The sequence below is a fragment of the Arthrobacter sp. UYEF36 genome (genome assembly GCF_040547025.1).
Classification (GTDB): domain Bacteria; phylum Actinomycetota; class Actinomycetes; order Actinomycetales; family Micrococcaceae; genus Arthrobacter.
The window spans coordinates 150,577-172,706 of sequence record NZ_JBEPOX010000002.1 but is presented as its reverse complement, the minus strand read 5'-3'; the positions used below and the strand labels follow the sequence as shown (position 1 = coordinate 172,706).

Here is a 22,130-nt window from a genome sequence, read left to right as displayed (position 1 = left end):
TTGGGAGCGTGATCTGACAGCCTTGACACTCAAAAACCGATCCGGTGTCCCTGTGCCCGGGGACCCGGAAGTACCGTCCGGTGATTCCGAGGTCCACAGCATCACCGACGCCGCCGCCGCGCACTCGGAAGAGATGCGCCAGCGGATGATCAAGTACGCCGTGGCGATGGGCATCCGCATGGTGTGCCTGATCCTGATCTTTGTGGTGGACGGCTGGCTGAAGATCCTCCCGATCATCGGAGCCGTGTTCCTGCCCTGGTTTGCCGTCATCATCGCGAACGGCAGCGACCAGGCGGAAGTGCACTCCGACTCGCTGCTGGACTACGCGCCGCTGGCCCAGCTCGATGGGCCTGCCACCGCCCCGGTTGACGCTGCGCCGGAAGACCCGTCGATGACGCTGCTGCAGGGCGAACTCGTCGATGATGAGGACTCCCCCAAGAATGATCCCGGAATCCCCGGCGACGACGACGGCGGTCGCGGGCGGGCCGCGTCATGAGCCTATTTGACATCGCCGGCGGCGGAGCAGCCGGGCCAGCCGAAGCTGTCTGCTCCCGTAAAGCATGCAGGAGCGGCGCCGAATGGCAGCTGCTCTGGAACAACCCGAAGATCCATACCCCCGAACGGCGCAAGATCTGGCTGGCCTGCGGAGAACACCGGGCCTGGCTCGAGGACTATCTGCAGACCCGCGGGCTCTGGAAGGAAACCGTGGCACTGAACCCGGCAGGCAGGGCAAGCTGAATGTACCGTTTTCTCTTCTCCAGCAAGTGGCTGGGGTATTTGTTGCTGGCCGCGATTTTTGCCGCAGCGTGCGTTGGACTGGGCCGCTGGCAGATGGACCGCCGCGCCGAAACACTCGCCGAGATCAACCGGGTCACCTCGAATTATTCCGCCGCGCCCGTCCCCTTCGCTGACATCAAGGACCAGTTCCGCTCGCTGGCCGCGGACCGCGAGTGGACGCAGGTGGAACTGAAGGGCAGCTACGACGTCGCCGGCCAGCGGATTGTCCGCAACCGCCCGCTCAACGGCCAGCCCGGCTATGAAGTCGTTGTCCCCTTCAAGGTGGAAACCGGCGAGACCGTCGTGATTGACCGCGGCTGGCTGCCGATCGGCAACAAAAACCCAGGCAGCCCCGACGCGGTTCCGGCACCCCCGCAGGGCACCGTAACCGTCGTCGCCCGGCTCAAACCCGCCGAGCCCGAGCTCCAGCGCGGCGCCCCGGACGGGCAGCTGGCCTCGATCGATCTCTCCGCCTACTCCGCGGAACTGGGTTATCCCCTGCTGACGGGCGCCTACGGCCAGCTGGCCTCGGAGAGCCCGGCGGCGGCGGACATGCCCTTCCCGTTCCCCAAGCCGTCCACCGAAGAGGGCACGCACCTGTCCTACTCACTGCAGTGGTTCGCGTTCGGCGTGCTGATGTTCATCGGCTTCGGGTACGCGGCCCGTCAGCAGGCTCGAAACGCCGCCATCGATGCGGAGGACGCCGAAGCCGAGTCCGCGGACACGGACGGCGTCCTGATGCACTCCAGCGGCCCGGTTGCCCGCCGGCGTCCCGTCCCCCGCAAGCGGAAGAACGCGACCGCGGAGGAAGAGGAAGACGCGATCCTGGATGCCCAGGGGTTCTGAGCAGTGGCTGTCCTGTTCCCGGAGCCCGTGGACCGGGTCAAGCACGCGCTGAACGCGCTCGGCGCCAAGGACACCGTCATGGTGCTCGATTCCACAGTCCCGACGGCGGCCGCCGCGGCCGCCGCGCTGGGCTGCGACGTCGCGGCCATCACCAACAGCCTCGTGTTCGACATCGAGGGCACCCCGCTGCTGATCCTTGCCAGCGGCGCCGCCAGGGTCGATGTCCGGAAAGTCGCTGAGCAACTGGGCACCGGAAGAATCCGACGCGCTTCCCCGGGGTACGTCCTTGAACACACCGGCCAGGAAGTGGGCGGCGTCGCCCCGGTCGGGCATCCGGAGAAAATCAAGACGCTGCTGGACGAGTCCCTGAGCATCCACGAGGTCCTCTGGGCCGGAGCAGGAGACCACCACTCCATGTTCTCGATCAGCTACGACGAGCTACGCAGAATCACCGGTGCCGAGGAAATGCCGGTCCGCTAGCTGGCATGACCTTGGCTCCAGCGCCGAAACGCGGGCGGTTTGCGCAGCGTGCGTTTAAGCGAGGTACGGGCGGGCACGCGGCACATTGCGCGCGCGGGGCGCGAAGCTTGCCGCCCTGATCAAGCCAGTCCGGAGCCGCCTACGCGAGCGTAATCAGGTCCAGGTAGTCTTCGTTCCAGTGGTCCTCGATGCCGTCGGGCAGCAGCACAACGCGCTCGGGATTCAGCGCCTCAACGGCACCTTCATCGTGGCTCACCAGGACGACGGCGCCGGTGTAGTTGCTCAGGGCGCCAAGGATTTCGGCGCGGCTGGCGGGGTCGAGGTTGTTGGTGGGCTCATCGAGGAGCAGTACGTTCGCACTGGAGGCAACGATGGTGGCCAGGGCCAGGCGGGTCTTCTCGCCGCCGGACAGCACGCCGGCCGGCTTGTCGACGTCGTCGCCGGAGAACAGGAACGAGCCCAGGATGTTGCGCACTTCCGCGTCGTTCATGTCCGGGGCTGAGGAGCGCATGTTCTGCAGGACGGTGCGGTCCACGTCGAGTGTCTCGTGTTCCTGGGCGTAGTAGCCCACCTTCAGGCCGTGGCCCGCAACGACTTCGCCGGTGTCCGGCTTGTCGACGCCGGCGAGCATACGCAGGAGGGTGGTCTTGCCGGCGCCGTTGAGGCCCAGGATGACCACCTTGGAGCCGCGGTCAATGGCGAGGTCCACGTCGGTGAAGATCTCCAGCGAACCAAAGGACTTGCTGAGGCCGTCCGCGGTGAGCGGGGTCTTGCCGCAGGGCGAGGGATCCGGGAAGCGCAGGGCTGCCACACGGTCAGTCGCGCGCACGGCCTCAAGGCCGCCCAGCAGACGCTCCGCGCGCTTGGCCATGTTCTGCGCGGCGACGGCCTTGGTGGCCTTGGCGCGCATCTTGTTGGCCTGGTCGAAGAGGACCTGGGCCTTCTTCTCGGCGTTGGCGCGCTCCCGCTTGCGGGCACGTTCGTCCGTTTCGCGCTGCTGGAGATAGCGCTTCCAGTCCATGTTGTAGAAATCGATCTGCGCACGGTTGGGATCCAGCAGGAACACCTTGTTGACGGTGGCCTCGAGCAGTTCCGTGTCGTGGCTGATCACGATCAGGCCGCCCTGGTGGTTCTTCAGGAACTCGCGCAGCCAGGTGATCGAGTCGGCGTCGAGGTGGTTTGTGGGCTCATCCAGGAGCATCGTTTCGGCGTCCGAATACAGGATGCGGGCTAGCTCCACACGGCGGCGCTGGCCGCCGGAGAGTGTCTTGAGCGGCTGGTTCAGCAGACGGTCCGGCAGGGCCAGGTTGGAGCAGATCGCTGCGGCCTCGGCCTCGGCAGCGTAGCCGCCGGCAGCCAGGAATTCGGATTCGAGCCGGTCGTAACGGTTCATCGCCTTGCGCTGGACCTCGGCGTCGTCGCTGGCCATGTCCTCATGCGTCTGGCGAAGTTTGCCGACCGCGATGTCCAGGCCCCGGGCGGACAGGATCCGGTCGCGGGCCAACTGCTCCATGTCCGGGGTCCGGGGATCCTGCGGCAGGTAGCCGATCTCCCCGCTGCGGGTGACCTTGCCGCCGGCGGGCAGGCCTTCGCCGGCGAGCACCCGGGTCAGCGTGGTCTTGCCTGCACCGTTACGGCCCACAAGGCCGATCTTGTCTCCCTTGTCGATCCGGAAGCTCACCTGGTCCATAAGGAGGCGGGCGCCGGCGCGCAGTTCGAGATCCTGGACGGTAATCAATGCAGCTAAGGCCTTTCACAACAGGGAACGCCGCGGCACAACGGTGGAATCTGGAGGGGGCCGGGGCAGTGTGGCCGAGAGAACGGCCTCTCCCAGTCTACCGGCCCAGCCTGCGCCTCTTGACAAGAGACCCGCGGGCTGCCGGAAACCAAGACCACGGCGGTGCCTGCCGTGTGCTGCCGGGCACCACCGGGGGCCATTGGTGCGGCCCTCCAGCTGCCGGGCCCCCGGTTAGTGGAGCACCTACAAAAAACCCGGCCCGGCATGCTCGTAAAGTCAAAATCAGAAACAGGACCGATTCACTCGCGATAGGAACTCCCCATGACGCAGACCCACGGCAGCGCAGCCGCCACCCCCGCCCGGCAACGGCACCGCTGGAACGCCACCGACCTGGGATTGATCGCGGTTTTCGCCGCGCTCGTGGCCGGCTCCGCCCTCATTGCCGCCATTCCGGTGGCAGGGATGGGTGTCCCCATCACGGTGCAGACGCTCGCCGTGATGCTCACCGGGCTGGCCCTGGGCCCCGGCAGGGCGTTCGCCGCCGTCGGGCTCTACGTCCTCCTCGGTCTCGCCGGGTTGCCGATCTTCAGCGGCGGACGCAGCGGTCTCGGGGTCCTGGCCGGCCCCTCGGCGGGCTACATCATCGGCTTTGTCTTCGCCGCGACGGCGGTGGGCTGGCTGACCGTCGTCGTGCTGCGCCGCACCGCGGGCCGTCCCGGCAGGCTGCGTGCGGTCCTGCTTTTCGCTGCCGCGATGGTGAGCAGCATCATCTTCGTCCACGGCCTCGGCATCCTCGGTATGGTGGTCAACGCGAAGCTGGACTTCTCGAAGGCGTTCCTCGCGGACCTGGTCTTCTATCCGGGAGATGTGATCAAGAACATCCTGGCCGTGACCATTGCCCTGGCGCTGCACAAGGCGTTTCCGGATCTGCTGATCCGCCGGATCCGGAGCAGCGGGACCGTTGCCCCGGGCGGCGCGCCCGCTTCCCACACCACCGTGGGTCAACGGAGGTGAGCACCTTTGTGCTGGACCGGGTTGCGGTGCGGGTGGCGGTTGACGGCCGCCCCGCACCGAAAACCTTGCTGGCCGAGCTGACCCTGCGGCTCACCGAGCAGCGGATCGGCATCATCGGCGCCAACGGTTCCGGCAAGTCCACGCTGCTGCGGCTCCTCAACGGGCTCGTGGTGCCGAGCAGCGGGAGCGTCACGGTGGACAAGTGGGACACGGTCCGCTCGGTACGGGAGGTACGACGGCGCGTCGGCTTTGTCTTCACCGACCCGCTGTCCCAGCTGGTCATGCCCACCGGGCGGGAGGACGTGGAACTGTCCCTCCGCCGCTCGGTCCGGAACTCCCGCGAACGCAGCCGCCAGGCCGAGGCGACACTGGACCGCTTCGGGTTGCTGCCGCTGGCCGACCAGAGCATCTATGAACTCTCCGGCGGGGAGCGCCAGCTCCTGGCCCTCGCCGCGGTCCTCGCCGTGGACCCGGAGGTGCTGGTCCTGGACGAGCCTTCCACCCTGCTGGACCTGCGCAACCGGGAACTGCTGCGCCGGACCCTGGCCGGACTCAGCCAGCAGGTCATCCTTTCCACCCACGACCTTGAGCTCGCGCTGGACCTCGACCGGGTCCTCGTGGTCGACGCCGGCGCGGTGGTGTTCGACGGCGGGCCGTCCGCCGCCGTCGCACATTACCGTGCGCTGTGCGCGGCGGGTCTCCCTGATTCCGGTGCGGCGGATGCGGCACTGTTGGGGCAGCCGCACCATGAGAGTCTTCACCGTGGGGATCCGTCCGTGGCGCAGCGGCATCCGGGGCAGCTGTGAGCGGCCACGGGTTCCTGCTGGCCAACTATGTGCCGGGCGATTCCCTGCTGCACCGCGCGCCGCTGTGGCTGAAGTTCCTGCTGGTCGTCGGCTGCGGCATGGCGTCCTTCCTGATTGTCGACTGGGCCGTGGCGGCGGCCGCCCTGGCCGTGATGTGCACCCTGTTCCTGCTCAGCGGGGCGGGTGTGTCAAGGCTGTTCCGCGCGGTCCGGCCCGTGCTGCCCGTTCTGGCGGCGATTGGGCTGTTTCAGTGGTGGCAACTCGGTGGCCCGACCGCGGCGCGGATTGTGCTCAATGTGCTGGTCTGTATTGTGGCGGCGTCCGTCCTCACGGCCACCACCCCGGTGCAGCGGCTGCTGGATGGCGTGGCCTCCCTGGCGCAGCCGTTCCAGCGCTTTGGGGCGGATCCGGAGCGTTTCGCGCTGACCATCGCCATCATGCTGCGCAGCATCCCGTTCATCGCGGGCGCCTACAGTGACGTCCGTGATTCCGCCCGGGCGCGCGGGCTGGAGCGCAACCCCCGGGCCCTGATCCTCCCGGTCTTCATTACCACCGTGGCGTTCGCCCGGCAGACCGGCGACGCCCTCGCGGCCCGCGGCCTGGGTGAGGCCGAGACCGGGGAGCATGCCCCGCCTGCCACCCCCGCCGCTGGACATGCCCTCCCCTGACACCCGGGAATCACGGGACATGCCCTCCCCTGACCGCGGACACTGGACATAAACCCACTATGTCCACTGGCCGGACCCAGGACTGGGCATGTCCCCTAGGTGGCGTGGTGCGGATCTGCCAGCCGAAACCGCGGGATCACGGGACATGCCCTCCCCTGACCGCAGACACTGGACATAAACCCACTATGTCCACTGACCGGGCCGAAAAATGGGCATGTCCCCCGGAGCCACGAGGGAGGCCGCGCTAGGAGAAGCTGCGGTACTCCAGCAGCGCGGCGGTGCCCATTCCTCCGGCGATGCTGATCAGTGCCAGCGCCAGTTGCCCCTCTGCCGGGCTGCGCCGTGCCTGGGCCAGCAGCCGTGTGACCAGCACGGCGCCGGACGCCCCGTAGGCGTGCCCCAGGGCCAGGGCACCGCCGTCGGCGTTGGCGCGCTCCGGGGGGAAGCCGAGCTGGTCCAGGCACGCGATCGTCTGGGAGGCGAAGGCCTCGTTGAATTCCACCAGCCCCAGCTCCGCGGCCGTAACGCCGCTGCGTTCCAGCAGGCGTCCGGCCGCCCGGGCCGCCCCGATGCCCAGCAGCTGCGGGTCCACACCTGCCGTGTCCGTTCCACGCACGAGGAGCCCGTCCCTGGCTCCCAACTCGCGGGCTCGTTCCACCGAGGTGATAACGACGGCGGCGGCGCCGTCCGCGTCGAAGCAGGAATTCCCCGCGGTGACGGTGCCGCCGGCGGCGAACACCGGCGGGAACCGGGCCAGCACGGCTGCGGTCAGCCCGCGGCGTGGCCCGTCGTCTGCACGGACCGTGTGCACGCCGTCCGGCCCGGAAACACCGGGCAGCGGGACGATCTCAGCGTCGAAGAATCCTGCCGCGGCGGACGCCAGGGCGCGCTGGTGGCTGCGCAGCGCCACCGCGTCCTGCCGTTCCCGGCTGACCCCGAAGCGGGCGGCCACATTCTCGGCGGCCACCCCCATGTCCGGATCACCAAGGCCCAGGGGCGCGAACTGCGCCCGCGGGAAGAACACCGGGGCACCGCCGGCGTCGCGGCGGGCCCGGAGCGGTGCCGTGCTGATGCTCTCCACCCCGCCGGCCAGGTACACGCCGCCACCGCCGGCGGCCACGAGGCGGGAGGCCAGGGCAACCGCGTCGAGCCCTGACCCGCACTGCCGGTCCACCGTGAGGCCGGGGACGCTGACTGGCAGGCCGGACTCGAGGGCCGCGAGCCGGGCCACGTTACCGCCGCCGCCCACGGCGTTGCCGATCACCACATCCGCCACCGACGCCGGGACCACGCCGGTGTCGGTGAGCAGGCGGCGGAGGACGGGGGCCAGCAGTTCATGGGCCTGCAGGGTCTTCAGGGCGCCGTTGGCGCGGCAGATCGGGGTGCGCCGGGCAGCGATGATGACCGGCTGCCGGTCGTCGGGAAGAGTCCGCGAAAGTTGCTCAGCCAAGGCGCCGGATCCGGGGGTCGTTGCGGGCAATCCAGTCGAGCAGCAGCTCCCGGCTGAGCTTCCCGCGGTCCGTCAGGGGAAGTTCGGCCAGAGCGAAGTATTCCAGCGGCCGCTTGTTGCGGGACAGCACGTCATCGACTCCCGCCTTGAGCTGCGTGGCGGTCACCCCGCCGTGCGAGGGGACAATGCCGGCGACGACTTTCTGCCCGCGGAGCTCGTCCGCGAGGCCCGCGGCCACGGCGGCGGCCACCCCGGGAACCGAGGCCAACGCCAGCTCCACCTCGTGCGGGTAGACGTTCGTGCCGGCGGTGATGATCATGTCGGATCGGCGGCCCAGCATGTGCAGGGTCCCGCCCTCGAGGTAGCCCTGGTCCCCCACCGTGTGCCAGCCGTCGAAGCTCTGCAGGGCCTGGCCGTCGTCGCCCCAGAGGTAGCCGTCGCTGACCATACCGCTGCGCACGCAGATGTTGCCGTCAGTGCCGTCCGGCAGCTGGACTCCGCCGGCGTCGAGGATGCGGATCTCGACGCCGGGAAACGGCGTGCCGATCCCGGTGCCGCGCTGGTCGGGCTGCTGCCCGGGCGGGAGCCCTGCGCCGGAGACGAAGCTGAGCTCAGAGGCGCCGTAGTACTCGAAGATGGTCGCGTTGGGTGCCCAGCGGCGGGCTGCTTCCAGGGTCCGGGCGTCCAGTTTTGAGCCCGCGCAGATGATGCTTCGGATGCCTGAGGCGTCAACACCGCCGCTCAGTCCCCGTTCGCTGAGGATCCGGAGCATTGTGGGGACGAGGACCAGCCGGGTGATTCCGTCATGGCTGACGGCGGCGTGGACGTCGCCGACATCGAACCGGGCCAGGGTGTGGAACTCCGAGCCGGCGTACAGGCATTCGGCCAGGGCATAGAGGTTCAGGCTGGCCGCGAGGGGCCCGGGCGCCAGGGTTTTGTCGTCCGCGTGCAGGCCAAAGAATTCAACCGAGGCGTCGAAGGACAGCTGCCAGGACCGGCGCGAGCGGCTGAAGGCCTTGGGGACAGACGTGGTACCGGAGGTCAGGCCGATCAGGAACGGTGCGTCCGGGCGCCCGTCGACGAGTTCCGGCCCGTCAGCGCGGTCCGCCACCGGCGCGGCAACCGGCGCGGTCACGACGGTCTTGCGGATCCGCTCCCTGATACTGTCCTGCAGCTGCTGCGGCCACGTCGGGTCCAGCACGGCACATTGCCGCTCCCCCGCGACGGCGGCCGCAAACGCTGCGGCGAAGTGCAGCGAATTCTCTTCGGACAGCACCGTCACGGCCGGCGTGTCCGGCACCAGGGCGGCGGCCGTGTCCCGCAGCTCTTCCCAGCTCAGGCGCTGGCCGGCGACGACGACGGCGGTCCCGTCGGGGCGGTCACCGGCCCAGCGCTGGAGTCTGTCGAGGAAAGGCATCAGATCAACTTTACCGGCCGGGAGCCGTCCGGAAGCAGGTACGCGATATTGTGACAGCATGAGTTTCAATGACAACGTCCAACTGGACCCCTCGCAGGTCCAGGACCGGCGCGGCATGGGCCGCGGCGGAAAAGTCGGGATCGGTCTCGGCGGCGGCATCATCCTGCTGATCGCCTCCCTGCTAGGCATCAATCCGAGCCTGCTGGAAGGCCTGGGCGGCAGCACCCAGGATTCCGGATCGCAGAGCCAGAGCACCGCCCCGGCTTGCGAAACCGGCGCCGACGCCGACGCCCGGCTCGACTGCCGCATCACCGGCACGGTGAACAGCCTGAACGCTTTCTGGCCCGCCTACCTGGCCCAGTATGACCGGCAGTACCCGCAGCCGGGCACGGTGATTTTCGACGGGGCCACCAACACCGGCTGCGGCGCGGCGACCTCAGAGGTGGGGCCGTTCTACTGCCCGGCCGACTCGACCGCGTACTTCGACCCGGGCTTCTTCCAGGACCTGGTGGACCGCTTCGGCTCATCCGGCGGGCCGCTGGCGCAGGAGTATGTGGTGGCCCACGAATTCGGCCACCACATCCAGAACGTGCTGGGGAACCTGGACCGGGCCCAGCAGGACCCGCAGGGACCGGAGTCCGGTGCCGTCCGCGTGGAGCTGCAGGCTGACTGCTACGCAGGCCTGTGGGTCCGCTACGCCACGACCCAGGAGGACCCCCAGACCGGGGTCCCGTTCCTGGAACCACTGACGGAACGGGACCTGCAGGATGCCCTCTCCGCCGCCTCGGCTGTCGGCGACGACCGGATCCAGCAGGCCGCGACCGGCCGGGTGTCACCGGAGGCCTGGACCCACGGCTCCAGCGCGCAGCGCCAGAAATGGTTCTACCAGGGGTACAAGACCGGCGACATCAACCAGTGCGACACCTTCGGCGTCGCCACCCCGTAACCCCATCCGCTGCTCCGCACCTGCCGCTATGAGGTCCCTCTAGGGCGGTTGCGGAGCACTCGATGCACGACGACGGCGGGCCCACCTCCCAGAGGTGGGCCCGCCGTCGTTTTTGCGTCAGGGAGGCGGTGGGGATCTAGATGTTGAAGCCCAGGGCGCGCATCTGGTCGCGGCCGTCCTCGGTGATCCGTTCCGGACCCCACGGCGGCATCCATACCCAGTTGAGGCGCCATTCGTCGACGACCCCGTCCAGGGCCTTGCCGACCTGCTCTTCGATCACGTCGGTGAGCGGGCAGGCGGCCGTGGTGAGCGTCATGTCGATCAGCAGGGCGCCGTCGTCGTCCGAGTACTTCAGGCCATACAGCAGGCCCAGGTCAACGATGTTTACGCCCAGTTCAGGGTCGATCACATCCTTGAGTGCTTCTTCGACATCCTCGAGGCCCGTGCGGGCCACATTGAGTTCGGTCATTGCCAAGTCCTAACTAGGCCTGTGCTGCAGCGGACGCGGCAGCAATGGTGGCTGCCCCGGCGCCGGTGGCGTAGCGGTCGTAGCCTTCTTCTTCCAGGCGGTCGGCCAGCTCCGGGCCGCCCTCTTCCACAACCTGGCCATCAACGAACACGTGAACGAACTCGGGCTTGATGTAGCGCAGGATCCGGGTGTAGTGCGTGATGAGCAGGGTGCCCATGTTGCCCTCGGAGTGGGCGCGGTTGACGCCCTCAGAGACAACCTTGAGTGCATCGACGTCCAAGCCCGAGTCGGTCTCGTCCAGGATGGCGAACTTCGGCTTGAACAGCTCCAGCTGCAGGATCTCGACGCGCTTCTTCTCGCCGCCGGAGAAGCCCTCGTTGACGTTGCGCTGGGTGAAGTCGGCGTCGATGCGCAGCTGCGCCATGGCGGCCTTGACGTCCTTGGTCCAGGTCCGCAGCTTGGGCGCCTCGCCGTCAATGGCCGTCTTGGCGGTCCGCAGGAAGTTCGTCATGCTGACGCCGGGAACCTCGACGGGGTACTGCATGGCCAGGAACAGGCCGGCGCGGGCGCGCTCGTCCACGCTCATCGCCAGGACGTCCTCGCCATCCAGCGTGATGGTGCCGGAGGTGACGTTGTAGCGCGGGTGCCCGGCGATCGTGGACGCCAGCGTGGACTTGCCGGAACCGTTCGGGCCCATGATGGCGTGGGTTTCGCCGGTCCGGATGGTCAGGCTGACGCCCTTCAGGATTTCCTTCGTGCCCTGCTCGGTGTCAATGCTGACGTGCAGGTCCTTGATCTCAAGAGTAGACATGTGTCTTGTTCTCCTCTGCACCGTGCCCTCCGGCACTGTGCGGTTTCTTGTCGATAAGTTCTGTTATGCGGGTTGCCGGCTGCGGGCAGCTAGCTGAAGTTCGGGGCCTCGGCGCCGTTCAGGACATTGGTGAAGTCCACATAGACCTCGTCATCCAGGACGGTCACGGCAAAGACAGGCACGGGATCATAGGCCGGCAGCTGGAGCGGCTCGCCGCTGCGCAGATCGAACTGGGAGCCGTGGCCCCAGCACTCGATCTTGCAGCCTTCCACCTCACCTTCGGAGAGGGAGATGTCCGCGTGCGAGCAGGTGTCACCGATGGCGTGGATCTCGCCCATCGAGTCCTTCACGATCGCGACAGGGTAGTCGTCGACCAGGATCCGCAGCGCCTGCTTGAGTTGGATCTCACTGGCGTTGCAGACGAGCTCGCCTCTTGGCTGTTCAGTCATTGATGGTTTCCGTGTTCCCTAGTGCTGCGCACTAGTTGTCCGTTGCCGCGAGTTCGCGCTCGACGGCGTCCGTGAGGCGCTCCTCGATGGCGGGCACTCTGATCTGCTGGATGATCTCGTTCAGGAAGCCGCGGACCACCAGACGGCGGGCCACCTCTTCCGGAATGCCGCGGGCCATCAGGTAGAACAGGTGCTGGTCGTCGAACCGTCCGGTGGCGCTGGCGTGGCCGGCGCCGGCGATCAGGCCGGTCTCGATTTCCAGGTTCGGCACGGAGTCGGCGCGGGCGCCGTCGGTGAGGACCAGGTTGCGGTTGGCCTCGTAGGTGTCGGTGCCTTCTGCCTCCTTGCGGATCAGGACGTCACCCACCCAGACGGTGTGCGCGTTGCGTCCCTGCAGGGCGCCCTTGTACAGGACGTTGGACTTGCAGTTCGCGACGGCGTGGTCCACGAAGAGGCGCTGCTCCAGGTGCTGGCCGGCGTCGGCGAAGTAGAGGCCGAACAGTTCCACCTCGGCGCCCGGGGCGGTGAAGCGCGCCGACGGGGTGACGCGCACGAGGTCGCCGCCGAGGCTGACGACGATGTGTTTGAACTTGGCGTCGCGGCCAAGCTTGACCTGCTGGGAGGAGGCGTGCACGGCGTCGTCGTTCCATTCCTGGAGCGAGATGACGGTGAGCTGCGCGCCGTCCTCCACGAGGATTTCGACGTTCTCCGCCACGACGGCGGTGCCCTGGTGGTCCAGGACCACAACCGACTTGGAGAACTTCTCCGCGACGATCACCACGTGCTGGGCGGAGGCCTCGGTGCCCTGGCCGGTCAGCAGGACGCTGACCTCGCCGTCGACCTGGACCTCGGCCGGAACCGTGATGACGGTGGCTTCGGTGAAGTTCTCCCAGGCGTTCGCGGAGACGCGGTCCTCGGGAATCGCTGCGGAGCCGATCCGGCGGTCGTTCCGGCCGACAGTCTCCACAGTGACGCTGTCCGGGGCGGTGACGCTCACGGACGGCGCGGTCCCGTTGAGGACCTCGGTGTGCAGTCCGCGGAGGCGCTTGAGCGGGGTGAAGCGCCAGTCCTCCTCCATGCCGGTCAGCGGTTTGAAGTCCGCCAGCTTGTAGGAGGTCAGGCGTCCGGCGCGTGAGCTGTCCGGAACACCGGCGCCGCCGCCGTGCGAGTGGCGCTTGACGGCTTCGCCGGCGAGCGGGGACTTGGACTCCGCGGCGTTCACCGGTGAAAGGCTTTCGCCTTCCTCGGTGAAGCCGTTGATGAACGGCTGGGCTGAGGGCGCGCCGATGCGGGCCTTTTCAGTAGTGATGTCAGTCATTAACCGACCGATCCTTCCATCTGCAGTTCAATCAGGCGGTTCAGCTCGAGGGCGTATTCCATCGGCAGCTCACGGGCAATCGGCTCGATGAAGCCACGGACGATCATCGCCATGGCCTCGTCCTCGCGCATGCCACGGGACATCAGGTAGAACAGCTGCTCCTCGCTGACCCGCGAGACCGTGGCCTCGTGCCCCATCGTGACGTCATCCTCACGGATGTCGATGTACGGGTACGTGTCCGAACGGCTGATGGTATCCACCAGGAGGGCATCGCAGCGGACCGTGTTGGCCGAGTGCTTGGCACCTTCGCGGACCTGGACCAGGCCGCGGTAGGCGGCGCGGCCGCCGCCGCGGGCCACGGACTTGGAGACGATCGAGCTCTTGGTGTTCGGCGCGATGTGCACCATCTTGGAGCCGGTGTCCTGGTGCTGGCCTTCGCCCGCGAACGCGATGGACAGGGTCTCGCCCTTCGCGCCCTCGCCGACGAGGTAGACGGCCGGGTACTTCATGGTGACCTTGGAGCCGATGTTGCCATCGATCCACTCCATCGTGGCGCCCTCTTCGCAGATGGCGCGCTTGGTGACCAGGTTGTACACGTTGGTGGACCAGTTCTGGATGGTCGTGTAACGGACGCGGGCGCCCTTCTTCACGATGATTTCCACCACGGCGGAGTGCAGCGAATCCGAAGTGTAGATCGGTGCGGTGCAGCCTTCGATGTAGTGGACGTAGGAGTCCTCGTCCGCGATGATCAGCGTGCGTTCGAACTGGCCCATGTTTTCCGTGTTGATGCGGAAGTAGGCCTGCAGGGGGATGTCCACGTGGACGCCCTTGGGGACGTACACGAAGGAACCGCCGGACCAGACAGCCGTGTTCAGCGAAGCGAACTTGTTGTCGCCCACCGGGATGATGGTGCCGAAGTACTCCTGGAAGATTTCCGGGTGCTCGCGCAGCGCGGTGTCCGTGTCCAGGAAGATGACGCCCTGCTGTTCCAGGTCCTCGCGGATCTGGTGGTAGACGACCTCGGACTCGTACTGGGCGGCGACACCGGAGACGAGGCGGCTGCGCTCGGCTTCCGGGATGCCCAGCTTCTCGTAGGTGTTCCGGATGTCCTCGGGGAGGTCTTCCCAGGTGTTGGCCTGCTTCTCCGTGGACCGCACGAAGTACTTGATGTTGTCGAAGTCGATGCCGGAGAGGTCTGCGCCCCAGGTCGGCATCGGCTTGCGGTCGAAGTACTTCAGACCCTTGAGGCGCAGGTCCAGCATCCACTTCGGCTCACTCTTCTTGGCCGAAATGTCGCGGACGACGTCCTCGTTGATGCCGCGGCGGGCGTTGGCTCCGACGTCATTCTTGTCGGACCAGCCGTACTCATAGGTTCCGATTCCGTGGAGCTCGGGATTCTTTTCCAGAATCTCCGAAATCACAGTGGATTCAGCAACCTTCTTCTCTGATAGTTGGTCCGTCATCACGGCCTTTCTTGCAGATGGTTGGATACTTCGTCCAGGCTGCCCGGGGTGGTTGCGGGGCTGCGAAGCCCCCTGGCCGCCGGACGGCCTGTAGGTATGTGGGTGGTGCAGACGTGCCCGCCGCGCGCCAGCGTGGAGAGCCGGCGGACGTCGACGCCGACCAGCCGGGAGAACACGTCGGTCTCCACGTCGCAGAACACCGGGAACTGCGCGGCCAGCTGCTGGATCGGGCAGTGTCCCTGGCAGAGCTGGACGCTGGAGAGCGCCGCCGGCAGGGGTGCCTTGGCCTCGATCGACGTGGTGGAGGCCACGAACCCGTCGCGGCTCAGCGCCTCGGACAGTGCCTGGGCCCGGGCAGTGATGTCCGGGCCGGCGGCGTCGACTTCCGGCGCGTAGCGGCGTTCCATCTCGCCGAAGCGTTCGACGGCGAACTGCCGCACGGCGTCGGGTCCGGCCATCTCGCCGAGGCGCTGCAGGGCCAGGGTGGCGATGTCCAGGTAGTCGTTGCCGAGCGTGGACTGGCCCTGGGAACTGAGGACATAACGACGGGCGGGGCGTCCTGCCCCGGCGCCGGCGCGGGTTGCCCGCTTGACCTCAATCACGCCGTGGCGTGAAAGGTGGTCCAGATGCCGCCGGACAGCCGCAGGCGTGAAGCCGAGCAGCTCGCCGAGTTCAGCGGCGCTGATGGGACCGTGTTCCAGCACTGCGTTCAGCACGCGGTCCCGGGTGCGTTCTTCGGCATCGGCAGCCGGGAAGGCGGCCGCAGGCTGGGCCGCCAGGGATCCCGCGGCCTCAGATCCCGCCGCCACGGACGCGGCGGCTGGCACCGCACGCGGGCGGGTATGGCCGGCGGACGCGACAGACGTAGAGGACCTCATGGAATACACAACACAATCATGTCGTAATTTACTCCTCCCGGCCAGTAAGGCATGGCTTCCCTCGGGTACCGGCGGGAGCGGCCGCCGCGCACTGTCCCCCGGCCGGGGCCGGCAGCCGGCCTGAACCGGACGTACTACATCCCGTAGAATGCTGTGGTGCGATCTCCCGAATCCCCCGTCCTGTCCATCAGCGGGCTAGTCAAGGATGTTGGTCCACTGCCCACCCTCGACGGCAAAATGCTGCGGGTGGTCAGCGGCCTTTCCCTCATCGCCGAACGCGGACAGGTCACGGCCCTGCTGGGAGCCAACGGCGCGGGCAAAACCACCACCATCGAATGCGCCCAGGGACTGCAGAAACGCACCCACGGCAGCATCAGCCTCCTGGGCGAGGATCCGGACACCGCCGGGGCTGGACTGCGTGCCCGCGTCGGCGTGATGTTGCAGGACGGCGGGCTGCCGCCGTCGGCCCGCCCCGTTCCCCTGCTCAGGCATATCGCCGGGATGTACCAGGACCCGTGGCCGGTCGGGGAGCTCATCGAGCGCCTGGGCATCGACTCCTTCAGCCGGACCTCCGTGCGGCGGCTGTCCGGCGGGCAGAAGCAGCGGCTCGCGCTGGCGGCAGCGCTCGTGGGCAACCCCGAGGTGCTTTTCCTGGACGAGCCGAGCGCCGGCCTGGACCCGCAGTCGCGCCAGCTTGTCTTCGAGCTCATCTCCGAACTGCGGAACCGCGGGATGGGAATCGTCCTGACCACCCACCTCATGGACGACGCCCAGCGGCTCGCCGATTACGTCTACATCATTGACGCCGGCCGCAACGTCGCCGAGGGGACGGTCGCGCAACTCCTGCAGCACCCCCTGCCGCCCGAGGCCGGGGAGCAGCACATCCGCACCCTGCTGTTCGAGACCGACCCGGGTCTGGATTTCACCGGGGTGCTGCCCGACGGCGTCAACGTCACCGAAGCGCGGGCCGGCAGCTACGCTGCCACCGGCGCACTGACCGCTGCGGACCTCGCCGCGATCACCGCGTGGTGGGCCGCGCGGGGCATCATGCCCCGCTCGCTGAGCCTTGAAGCCCGCAGCCTTGAGGACGTCTTCCTTGACATCTCCGGAAGGGAGATCCGATGATCCGCGACAGTGCCGCCCTGGGCAGCGCGCCGCCGGGCAGCGCCGCGCGGGCCCGCCCGCTCGGGAGCGCACCGGCCCCGCTGCTGCGCCGGATCGTGCTGCAGGGCAAGTACGAAACGGTCACCATGCTCCGGAACGGCGAGCAGCTGATCCTGGCGGTCGTACTGCCGCTGCTGGCCATGGTGGGCCTGACCGTCACGCCCCTGCTGGACGGGTTCGGTGCGAGCCGGATCAACGTTGCCGTGCCCGGGATCCTGGCGCTGTGTGCCATGTCCACCGCATTCACCGGCCAGGGCATCTCCACCGGTTTCGACCGCCGCTATGGGGTCCTGCGTTTCCTGTCCACCACTCCCCTGGGGCGTACCGGGCTGATCGCCGGTAAGGTCCTCGCGGTCCTCGCGGTCCTCGCACTGCAGGTGCTGGTGGTCACGGCCGCAGCCCTATTGCTGGGCTGGCAGCCGGATCCGCTGGGCTGGGCCCCGGGTCTGGTCCTGCTGGTGCTCGGCGCGGCGGCTTTTACCGCGCTGGGCCTGCTGGTCGCGGGGACTGTCCGGCCGGAGGCGACGCTCGCGATCACCAACCTGCTCTGGATCCTGCTGGGTGCCCTCGGCGGGATCGTGATCCCGGCCGAACGGCTGCCCGCCCTGCTGCAGTCAATCGTGCAGTTCCTCCCGTCCGGTGCCCTGGGACAGGGAATGCGGGAAGCTTTCCTCTCCGGCAATGTCAGCCCTGTCCCGGTACTTGTCCTGCTGCTCTGGACGGCAATCGCCGGCGGCGCAGCTACCCGTTGGTTCAAATGGAATTGAGAAAACTGTGAGCACGGCCTCCCGCCCTCCCCGGACCGTTTCCCGGAACATCGCCTGGCTGCCCGTCACCGTCAACAAGACGGTGAAGCGGCTGGCGGTGCTCTCCCTGATCGGCCAGACAATCCTGATCGTGACCGGCGGCGCGGTCCGCCTCACCTCGTCCGGCCTGGGCTGCCCTACCTGGCCGCGCTGCACGGACTCCTCGCTCGTGAACACCCCGGAAATGGGGATCCACGGCATCATTGAGTTCGGCAACCGCCTCCTGACGTTCGCGCTGGCCGCCGTCGCCGTCGCCATGCTGGTGTACCTGTGGAATCTCCGCAAGGAACGCCGCGACCTGTTCCGGCTGGCCCTCGGCCTGCTCGCCAGCATCCCGGCGCAGGCCGTCATCGGCGGCATCACCGTGCTGACCCAGCTGAACCCCTGGGTGGTCGGCCTGCACTTCCTGGTCTCAATGGCGCTTGTGGTGGTGGCCACCCTGCTGGTCAACCGTGCCTACGGGCGGACGGGGCGCTTCCGGGTGGCTGAACTGGCGGCCCTGCCGGGCGTCGCGCGCCCGCTGATGGGCGCCGTCGCGCTGTTCTCCGCCCTTGCCGTCTGCCTGGGCGTTGTGGTCACGGGCGCAGGCCCGCACGCGGGCGATGCCGATGCGCCGCGCAACAACCTGGACTGGGACCTGTTCTCGCACATCCACGCCGTGCCCGCGTACCTGGTGACCGCCGGGGCGCTGGTCGCGCTTTACCTGGTCATCCGGGACCGGATCCCCGGCCCGTTCCGCACCGCCGTCGTGATGCTCCTGGGCGTCACCGTGCTGCAGGCCGTCATCGGCTTCACGCAGTACTACAACGGCATCCCGGCGCTCCTGGTCGCGGCGCACATGCTCGGGGCCGCCCTGCTGATGAGCGCGGCCACCAACGCCGCCGACCTGGCCGGCAGCAGCCCGGTCAAGTAAGCCGCACACACAAAACAACGCGGGGTCACTTTCCGCCCATCCGGACGCCCGGAGTGGGCGGAAAGTGACCCCGCGTTGTTGTTGCGCAGGGGGTTAGCGGCTAGCCGCCCATAATCGGGGAGCCGACGAACGGGTCCACGGCGAGGGCGATGAAAAGCAGGGTCAGGTAGCTGATCGAGCCGTGGAAGACCTTCATGGCGCCCTTGTTGGAGACGTCGCCGGCCTGCGCCCGGTTGTACAAGGCGTGCGATTCGTAGAGGAACCAGGCACCGGCGAGTACCGCGGTGACGGTGTAGACCCAGCCGGCGTTGCCGACCGGGACCAGCAGCAGCGAGCAGGCCACCATGGCCCACGCGTACAGGACCACCTGGACCGAGACCACCTTGGCCCCGGCGATCGCACCGAGCATCGGCACGTTGGCATTGCGGTAGTCCTCGCCGTAGCGCATGGACAGCGGCCAGTAGTGCGGCGGGGTCCACAGGAAGATGACCATAAAGAGCACAACGGCGGGCCACTCGACGGTGTTGGTCACGGCGGCCCAGGCAATGAGCACCGGGAAGCAGCCGGCCGCCCCGCCCCAGACGATGTTCTGGGCCGTGCGGCGCTTGAGGATCATCGTGTAGATGACCACGTAGAAGACGATTGCTCCCAGTCCGAGCCAGGCGGCGAGCGGGTTGGCGCCGAACCAGAGGATCGCCATCGCGGCCGCGCCGAGGAGCCAGGAGAAGACCAGTGCCTCGCGCGGGGTCACCTCGCCCGTGACGAGCGGGCGGTTCTCGGTGCGGTGCATCAGCTTGTCGATGTCGCGGTCGAGGTAGCAGTTGAAGGCGCCGGCGCTGCCGGCGGCAAAGGCCCCGCCCACCAGGGTTGCCACGATCAGGCCGATCGACGGGAAGCCGCGCTCGGCATAGATCATGGTGGGCAGGGTGCTGACCAGCAGGAGCTCGATGACGCGGGGTTTCGTGAGCGCCAGGTAGGCCTTGGCCTTGCGGGCGAAGCCGATTCTTCCACGGATGGGAGAGGCGTTCAGTGGCGTATCTGTTGTGCTCACGGTGGCAGTCACTCTGTTCTGTCTGGCTGTTCAGTCCGGCTGGTTCCGCAACGCGGGTTGCATATCGAAGGGGTCCACGCGCAGCGCACAGGCGTGTCCTCGCCCCCGTTGGTAGCCACGAACCATCATACCGTGCAGGCACAGCGCGGCGGGTCCTTCGGAAAGCTGCCGCGGAGACTCCGTGCTTCGAACAGATTAACGCGGGCTCACAGCCGCCGCGGACCCCGGTGATTCATATAAGCGACAAATCCGGTCCATTTGGTGAGATATACCGCACCCGCCAAGTCGATTAGGGCTAAGCTGTCTGCAGATCAGCGCGCACAGGAACGGCAAATAGGCCTGTCCTCTTGCCGGAAGCGTCTGCCTGCAGTTTCTGCAGGCAGCTGCCGGCTTCTGCGGCTGAATGATAGATCAACGTTTCGATGGTGAACGGCTGGTACGTACCGCAGCGGGCACCGAGCTGTGCCCCGGACGGGACTGACCATACCACCCGCCATCAGCACAGAGAGGGGCCCGGTTTTCGTGCCACATTTGGAAGAGCAAGAACTGTCATGGACCGACTTGGACCAGCGCGCCGTGGACACCATCCGTGTCCTCGCCGCCGACGCGGTGGAGAAGGTCGGCAATGGCCACCCGGGCACCGCGATGAGCCTGGCTCCGGCCGCGTATCTTCTCTTCCAGAAGCTGATGCGGCACGACCCGAAGAACCCGGACTGGCTGGGACGCGACCGTTTTGTCCTCTCCCCCGGCCACACCTCCCTGACGCTGTACATCCAGCTGTTCCTCTCCGGCTACGGCCTGGAACGGAAGGATCTTGAGTCGCTGCGCACCTGGGGTTCGCTGACCCCCGGACACCCGGAATACAAGCACACCGCCGGCGTGGAGATCACCACCGGCCCGCTGGGCCAGGGCCTCGCCTCCGCCGTCGGCTTCGCTTACTCCCAGCGCCGGATGCGCGGACTGTTCGACGCCGACGCCGCGCCGGGCACCAGCCCGTTCGACCACACCATCTGGGTCATCGCCTCCGACGGCGACCTGCAGGAAGGCGTCACCTCCGAGGCGTCCTCGCTCGCCGGCCACCAGGAGCTCGGCAACCTCGTGGTGGTCTACGACGAGAACCACATCTCGATCGAGGACGACACCGACGTTGCGTTCACCGAGGACGTCCTGAAGCGCTACGAAGCCTACGGCTGGCACACCCAGCGCGTGGACTGGACCCGGACCGGTGACTACAAGGAGGACGTGCAGGAACTGTACGCCGCCCTCCTCGCCGCGAAGGCCGAGACGGACAAGCCGTCCATCATCTCGCTGCGCACCATCATCGGCTACCCGGCCCCGAAGAAGCAGAACACCGGCAAGATCCACGGCTCCGCCCTCGGCGCCGAGGAGGTCGCCGCCCTGAAGAACGTCCTCGGCTTCGACCCGGAGCGCACCTTCCAGGTCGACGACGACGTCCTGGCCCACGCCCGCGCCGTCGTCGACCGCGGCGCCGCGGCCCGCAGCGCATGGCAGGACACCTTCGAGGCCTGGCAGTCCGCCAACCCCGAGGGCGCGGCCCTGCTCGAACGTATCGAAGCCCGGAAGCTCCCGGCCGGGATCGACTCCGCGCTCCCGGTCTTCGAAGCCGGCAAGGACGTCTCGACCCGCGCCGCGTCCGGCAAGGTCCTGAACGCGGTCGGCCCGGTCATGCCGGAGCTGTGGGGCGGTTCCGCCGACCTTGCCGAGTCGAACAACACCACGATCGAGGGTTCGCCGTCGTTCATCCCGGTCTCACGCTCCACAGAGGCCTGGAAGGGCAACCCGTACGGCCGGGTGCTGCACTTCGGCATCCGCGAGCACGCCGCCGCGTCGATCGTGAACGGCATCGCCCTGCACGGCCGCACCCGCGCGTTCTCCGGCACGTTCCTGATCTTCAGCGACTACCAGCGCCCGGCGATCCGGCTCGGTGCCCTCATGGGCGTCCCGTCGCTGTACGTCTGGACGCACGACTCGATCGGCCTGGGCGAGGACGGCCCCACTCACCAGCCGGTGGAGCAGCTCGCCTCGCTCCGGGCGATCCCGGGCCTGGACGTCGTCCGCCCGGGCGACGCGAACGAGGTCGCGGCCGCCTGGAAGGTGATGCTCGAGAACCACGAGAACCCGGCCGGCATCGTGCTGACCCGCCAGAACATTCCCACCTACGCCCGCGGAACGTCCGACGCCGACGGTGACACCTTCGGTTCCACCGCCGGCGTCGCCAAGGGCGGCTACGTCCTCGCGGAAGCATCCGCCGACGGCCGGACCGCCGAGGCGCAGGTCATCCTGATCGGCACCGGCTCGGAGGTCCAGCTGGCCGTGGACGCCCGTGCAGCGCTCCAGGCCGAAGGCATCCCCACCCGCGTGGTGTCGATGCCGTGCGTGGAGTGGTTCAACAAGCAGGACGCCGCCTACCGCGAAGCGGTGCTCCCGGCTGCAGTCAAGGCACGGGTCTCCGTCGAAGCCGGGCTCGCCCTGGGCTGGAAGGAATTCGTCGGCGACGCCGGCCGTTCCATCAGCCTCGAGCACTTTGGTGCCTCGGCGGACTACAAGCGCCTGTTCCAGGAATTCGGCATCACCGCGGAGGCCGTTGCCGCCGCAGCCAAGGAATCCCTCGCGGGCCTTCCGGCCTGATCCACAACTTCACGCTT

General features: G+C 68.0%; 22 protein-coding genes. 12 read left to right on the top strand and 10 right to left on the bottom strand.

The genetic code is table 11. From position 1 onward, the window contains the following. Positions 1–22: 22 nt before the first annotated feature. The 4 genes from ABIB29_RS04840 (at position 23) to ABIB29_RS04825 (ending at position 2,103) form a co-directional block, all read left to right on the top strand. Positions 23–496, top strand: coding sequence for a DUF3099 domain-containing protein (locus ABIB29_RS04840; RefSeq protein ID WP_354170568.1), 474 nt, complete (start codon positions 23–25; stop codon positions 494–496). Then, positions 493–738: a hypothetical protein gene (locus tag ABIB29_RS04835; RefSeq protein WP_354170566.1), complete on the top strand. Its 246-nt coding sequence runs from the start codon at positions 493–495 to the stop codon at positions 736–738. The genes ABIB29_RS04840 and ABIB29_RS04835 overlap by 4 nt, the downstream gene beginning before the upstream one ends. Next, positions 739–1,623: an SURF1 family cytochrome oxidase biogenesis protein gene (locus ABIB29_RS04830; RefSeq protein ID WP_354170564.1), complete on the top strand. Its 885-nt coding sequence runs from the start codon at positions 739–741 to the stop codon at positions 1,621–1,623. Positions 1,624–1,701: 78 nt separating this feature from the next. Beyond that, entirely contained in the window at positions 1,702–2,103 is a 402-nt protein-coding gene (locus ABIB29_RS04825) for a YbaK/EbsC family protein (RefSeq protein WP_354171079.1), read from the top strand. Positions 2,104–2,242: 139 nt separating this feature from the next. Here the strand turns inward: ABIB29_RS04825 and ABIB29_RS04820 are convergent, their stop codons facing one another. Continuing rightward, a complete protein-coding gene (locus tag ABIB29_RS04820) occupies positions 2,243–3,841 on the bottom strand; it encodes an ABC-F family ATP-binding cassette domain-containing protein (protein ID WP_310049265.1) in 1,599 nt (532 codons plus the stop codon). A gap of 321 nt (positions 3,842–4,162) precedes the next feature. On the opposite strand from ABIB29_RS04820, the gene ABIB29_RS04815 reads away from it, so the two are divergent. From ABIB29_RS04815 to ABIB29_RS04805, 3 genes are read left to right on the top strand one after another with little or no spacing between them, the layout of a single operon-like run. Then, positions 4,163–4,855 carry a biotin transporter BioY gene (locus ABIB29_RS04815; RefSeq protein ID WP_354170562.1) on the top strand — a complete coding sequence of 231 codons (693 nt, stop codon included), beginning with the start codon at positions 4,163–4,165 and terminating at the stop codon, positions 4,853–4,855. Continuing rightward, positions 4,852–5,661 (top strand): energy-coupling factor ABC transporter ATP-binding protein, encoded by an 810-nt coding sequence (locus ABIB29_RS04810; RefSeq protein WP_354170560.1) that lies wholly within the window; start codon positions 4,852–4,854, stop codon positions 5,659–5,661. The genes ABIB29_RS04815 and ABIB29_RS04810 overlap by 4 nt, the downstream gene beginning before the upstream one ends. After that, positions 5,658–6,329: an energy-coupling factor transporter transmembrane component T family protein gene (locus ABIB29_RS04805; protein WP_354170558.1), complete on the top strand. Its 672-nt coding sequence runs from the start codon at positions 5,658–5,660 to the stop codon at positions 6,327–6,329. Before ABIB29_RS04810 ends, ABIB29_RS04805 begins: the two co-directional genes overlap by 4 nt. Before the next feature lie 244 nt (positions 6,330–6,573). On the opposite strand, the gene ABIB29_RS04800 is transcribed toward ABIB29_RS04805, so the two are convergent. Further along, positions 6,574–7,779: a thiolase family protein gene (locus tag ABIB29_RS04800; RefSeq protein WP_354170557.1), complete on the bottom strand. Its 1,206-nt coding sequence runs from the start codon at positions 7,777–7,779 to the stop codon at positions 6,574–6,576. Further along, a complete protein-coding gene (locus tag ABIB29_RS04795; protein WP_354170555.1) occupies positions 7,772–9,196 on the bottom strand; it encodes an AMP-binding protein in 1,425 nt (474 codons plus the stop codon). The genes ABIB29_RS04800 and ABIB29_RS04795 overlap by 8 nt, the downstream gene beginning before the upstream one ends. Positions 9,197–9,254: 58 nt before the next feature. Between ABIB29_RS04795 and ypfJ the strand changes: the two genes are divergently transcribed. Continuing rightward, the gene (gene ypfJ / locus ABIB29_RS04790; protein WP_354170553.1) at positions 9,255–10,142 is read left to right on the top strand and encodes a KPN_02809 family neutral zinc metallopeptidase; all 888 of its coding nucleotides are present in this window, start codon (positions 9,255–9,257) and stop codon (positions 10,140–10,142) included. A 136-nt stretch (positions 10,143–10,278) separates the two neighbouring features. On the opposite strand, the gene ABIB29_RS04785 is transcribed toward ypfJ, so the two are convergent. The 6 genes from ABIB29_RS04785 to ABIB29_RS04760 all read right to left on the bottom strand — a co-directional run bounded on the left by ABIB29_RS04785 (position 10,279) and on the right by ABIB29_RS04760 (position 15,539). Further along, positions 10,279–10,611 (bottom strand): metal-sulfur cluster assembly factor, encoded by a 333-nt coding sequence (locus ABIB29_RS04785; protein WP_056434018.1) that lies wholly within the window; start codon positions 10,609–10,611, stop codon positions 10,279–10,281. Between the two features lie 13 nt (positions 10,612–10,624). Then, a complete protein-coding gene (sufC, locus tag ABIB29_RS04780) occupies positions 10,625–11,422 on the bottom strand; it encodes a Fe-S cluster assembly ATPase SufC (RefSeq protein ID WP_354170551.1) in 798 nt (265 codons plus the stop codon). 89 nt (positions 11,423–11,511) lie between these two features. Further along, a complete protein-coding gene (locus ABIB29_RS04775) occupies positions 11,512–11,871 on the bottom strand; it encodes a non-heme iron oxygenase ferredoxin subunit (protein ID WP_024365476.1) in 360 nt (119 codons plus the stop codon). A gap of 31 nt (positions 11,872–11,902) precedes the next feature. Further along, positions 11,903–13,189 (bottom strand): Fe-S cluster assembly protein SufD, encoded by a 1,287-nt coding sequence (gene sufD, locus ABIB29_RS04770; protein WP_354170549.1) that lies wholly within the window; start codon positions 13,187–13,189, stop codon positions 11,903–11,905. Further along, positions 13,189–14,652 (bottom strand): Fe-S cluster assembly protein SufB, encoded by a 1,464-nt coding sequence (gene sufB, locus ABIB29_RS04765; RefSeq protein WP_282379218.1) that lies wholly within the window; start codon positions 14,650–14,652, stop codon positions 13,189–13,191. Before sufB ends, sufD begins: the two co-directional genes overlap by 1 nt. Beyond that, positions 14,652–15,539, bottom strand: coding sequence for a helix-turn-helix transcriptional regulator (locus ABIB29_RS04760; protein WP_502915551.1), 888 nt, complete (start codon positions 15,537–15,539; stop codon positions 14,652–14,654). Before ABIB29_RS04760 ends, sufB begins: the two co-directional genes overlap by 1 nt. Before the next feature lie 147 nt (positions 15,540–15,686). Here ABIB29_RS04760 and ABIB29_RS04755 point away from each other — a divergent pair, with 147 nt between their 5' ends. Genes ABIB29_RS04755 through ABIB29_RS04745 form a run of 3 tightly spaced genes read left to right on the top strand, consistent with a single transcriptional unit; the run spans position 15,687 to position 18,413 of the window. Continuing rightward, on the top strand, positions 15,687–16,655 hold the full coding sequence (locus ABIB29_RS04755; RefSeq protein WP_354170545.1) for an ABC transporter ATP-binding protein: 969 nt from the start codon (positions 15,687–15,689) through the stop codon (positions 16,653–16,655). Beyond that, positions 16,652–17,461: an ABC transporter permease gene (locus ABIB29_RS04750; RefSeq protein ID WP_354170543.1), complete on the top strand. Its 810-nt coding sequence runs from the start codon at positions 16,652–16,654 to the stop codon at positions 17,459–17,461. The genes ABIB29_RS04755 and ABIB29_RS04750 overlap by 4 nt, the downstream gene beginning before the upstream one ends. 7 nt (positions 17,462–17,468) lie before the next feature. Then, positions 17,469–18,413, top strand: a complete 945-nt coding sequence (locus ABIB29_RS04745) for a COX15/CtaA family protein (RefSeq protein WP_354170541.1) — start codon at positions 17,469–17,471, stop codon at positions 18,411–18,413. Positions 18,414–18,513: 100 nt separating this feature from the next. Here ABIB29_RS04745 and ABIB29_RS04740 read toward each other — a convergent pair whose 3' ends face one another. Continuing rightward, a complete protein-coding gene (locus ABIB29_RS04740) occupies positions 18,514–19,476 on the bottom strand; it encodes a heme o synthase (protein WP_354170540.1) in 963 nt (320 codons plus the stop codon). A 519-nt stretch (positions 19,477–19,995) separates the two neighbouring features. Here ABIB29_RS04740 and tkt point away from each other — a divergent pair. Beyond that, positions 19,996–22,113: a transketolase gene (gene tkt / locus ABIB29_RS04735; RefSeq protein ID WP_354171077.1), complete on the top strand. Its 2,118-nt coding sequence runs from the start codon at positions 19,996–19,998 to the stop codon at positions 22,111–22,113. Positions 22,114–22,130 lie beyond the last annotated feature (17 nt).

Coding starts and splice junctions, on each gene's coding strand:
- sufB (WP_282379218.1), bottom strand. CDS start 14,652: ATGACGGACCAACTATCAGAGAAGAAGGTTGCTGAATCCACTGTGATT.
- ABIB29_RS04815 (WP_354170562.1), top strand. CDS start 4,163: ATGACGCAGACCCACGGCAGCGCAGCCGCCACCCCCGCCCGGCAACGG.
- ABIB29_RS04835 (WP_354170566.1), top strand. CDS start 493: ATGAGCCTATTTGACATCGCCGGCGGCGGAGCAGCCGGGCCAGCCGAA.
- sufC (WP_354170551.1), bottom strand. CDS start 11,422: ATGTCTACTCTTGAGATCAAGGACCTGCACGTCAGCATTGACACCGAG.
- ABIB29_RS04775 (WP_024365476.1), bottom strand. CDS start 11,871: ATGACTGAACAGCCAAGAGGCGAGCTCGTCTGCAACGCCAGTGAGATC.
- ABIB29_RS04785 (WP_056434018.1), bottom strand. CDS start 10,611: ATGACCGAACTCAATGTGGCCCGCACGGGCCTCGAGGATGTCGAAGAA.
- ABIB29_RS04825 (WP_354171079.1), top strand. CDS start 1,702: ATGGTGCTCGATTCCACAGTCCCGACGGCGGCCGCCGCGGCCGCCGCG.
- ypfJ (WP_354170553.1), top strand. CDS start 9,255: ATGAGTTTCAATGACAACGTCCAACTGGACCCCTCGCAGGTCCAGGAC.
- ABIB29_RS04795 (WP_354170555.1), bottom strand. CDS start 9,196: ATGCCTTTCCTCGACAGACTCCAGCGCTGGGCCGGTGACCGCCCCGAC.
- ABIB29_RS04750 (WP_354170543.1), top strand. CDS start 16,652: ATGATCCGCGACAGTGCCGCCCTGGGCAGCGCGCCGCCGGGCAGCGCC.
- ABIB29_RS04830 (WP_354170564.1), top strand. CDS start 739: ATGTACCGTTTTCTCTTCTCCAGCAAGTGGCTGGGGTATTTGTTGCTG.
- sufD (WP_354170549.1), bottom strand. CDS start 13,189: ATGACTGACATCACTACTGAAAAGGCCCGCATCGGCGCGCCCTCAGCC.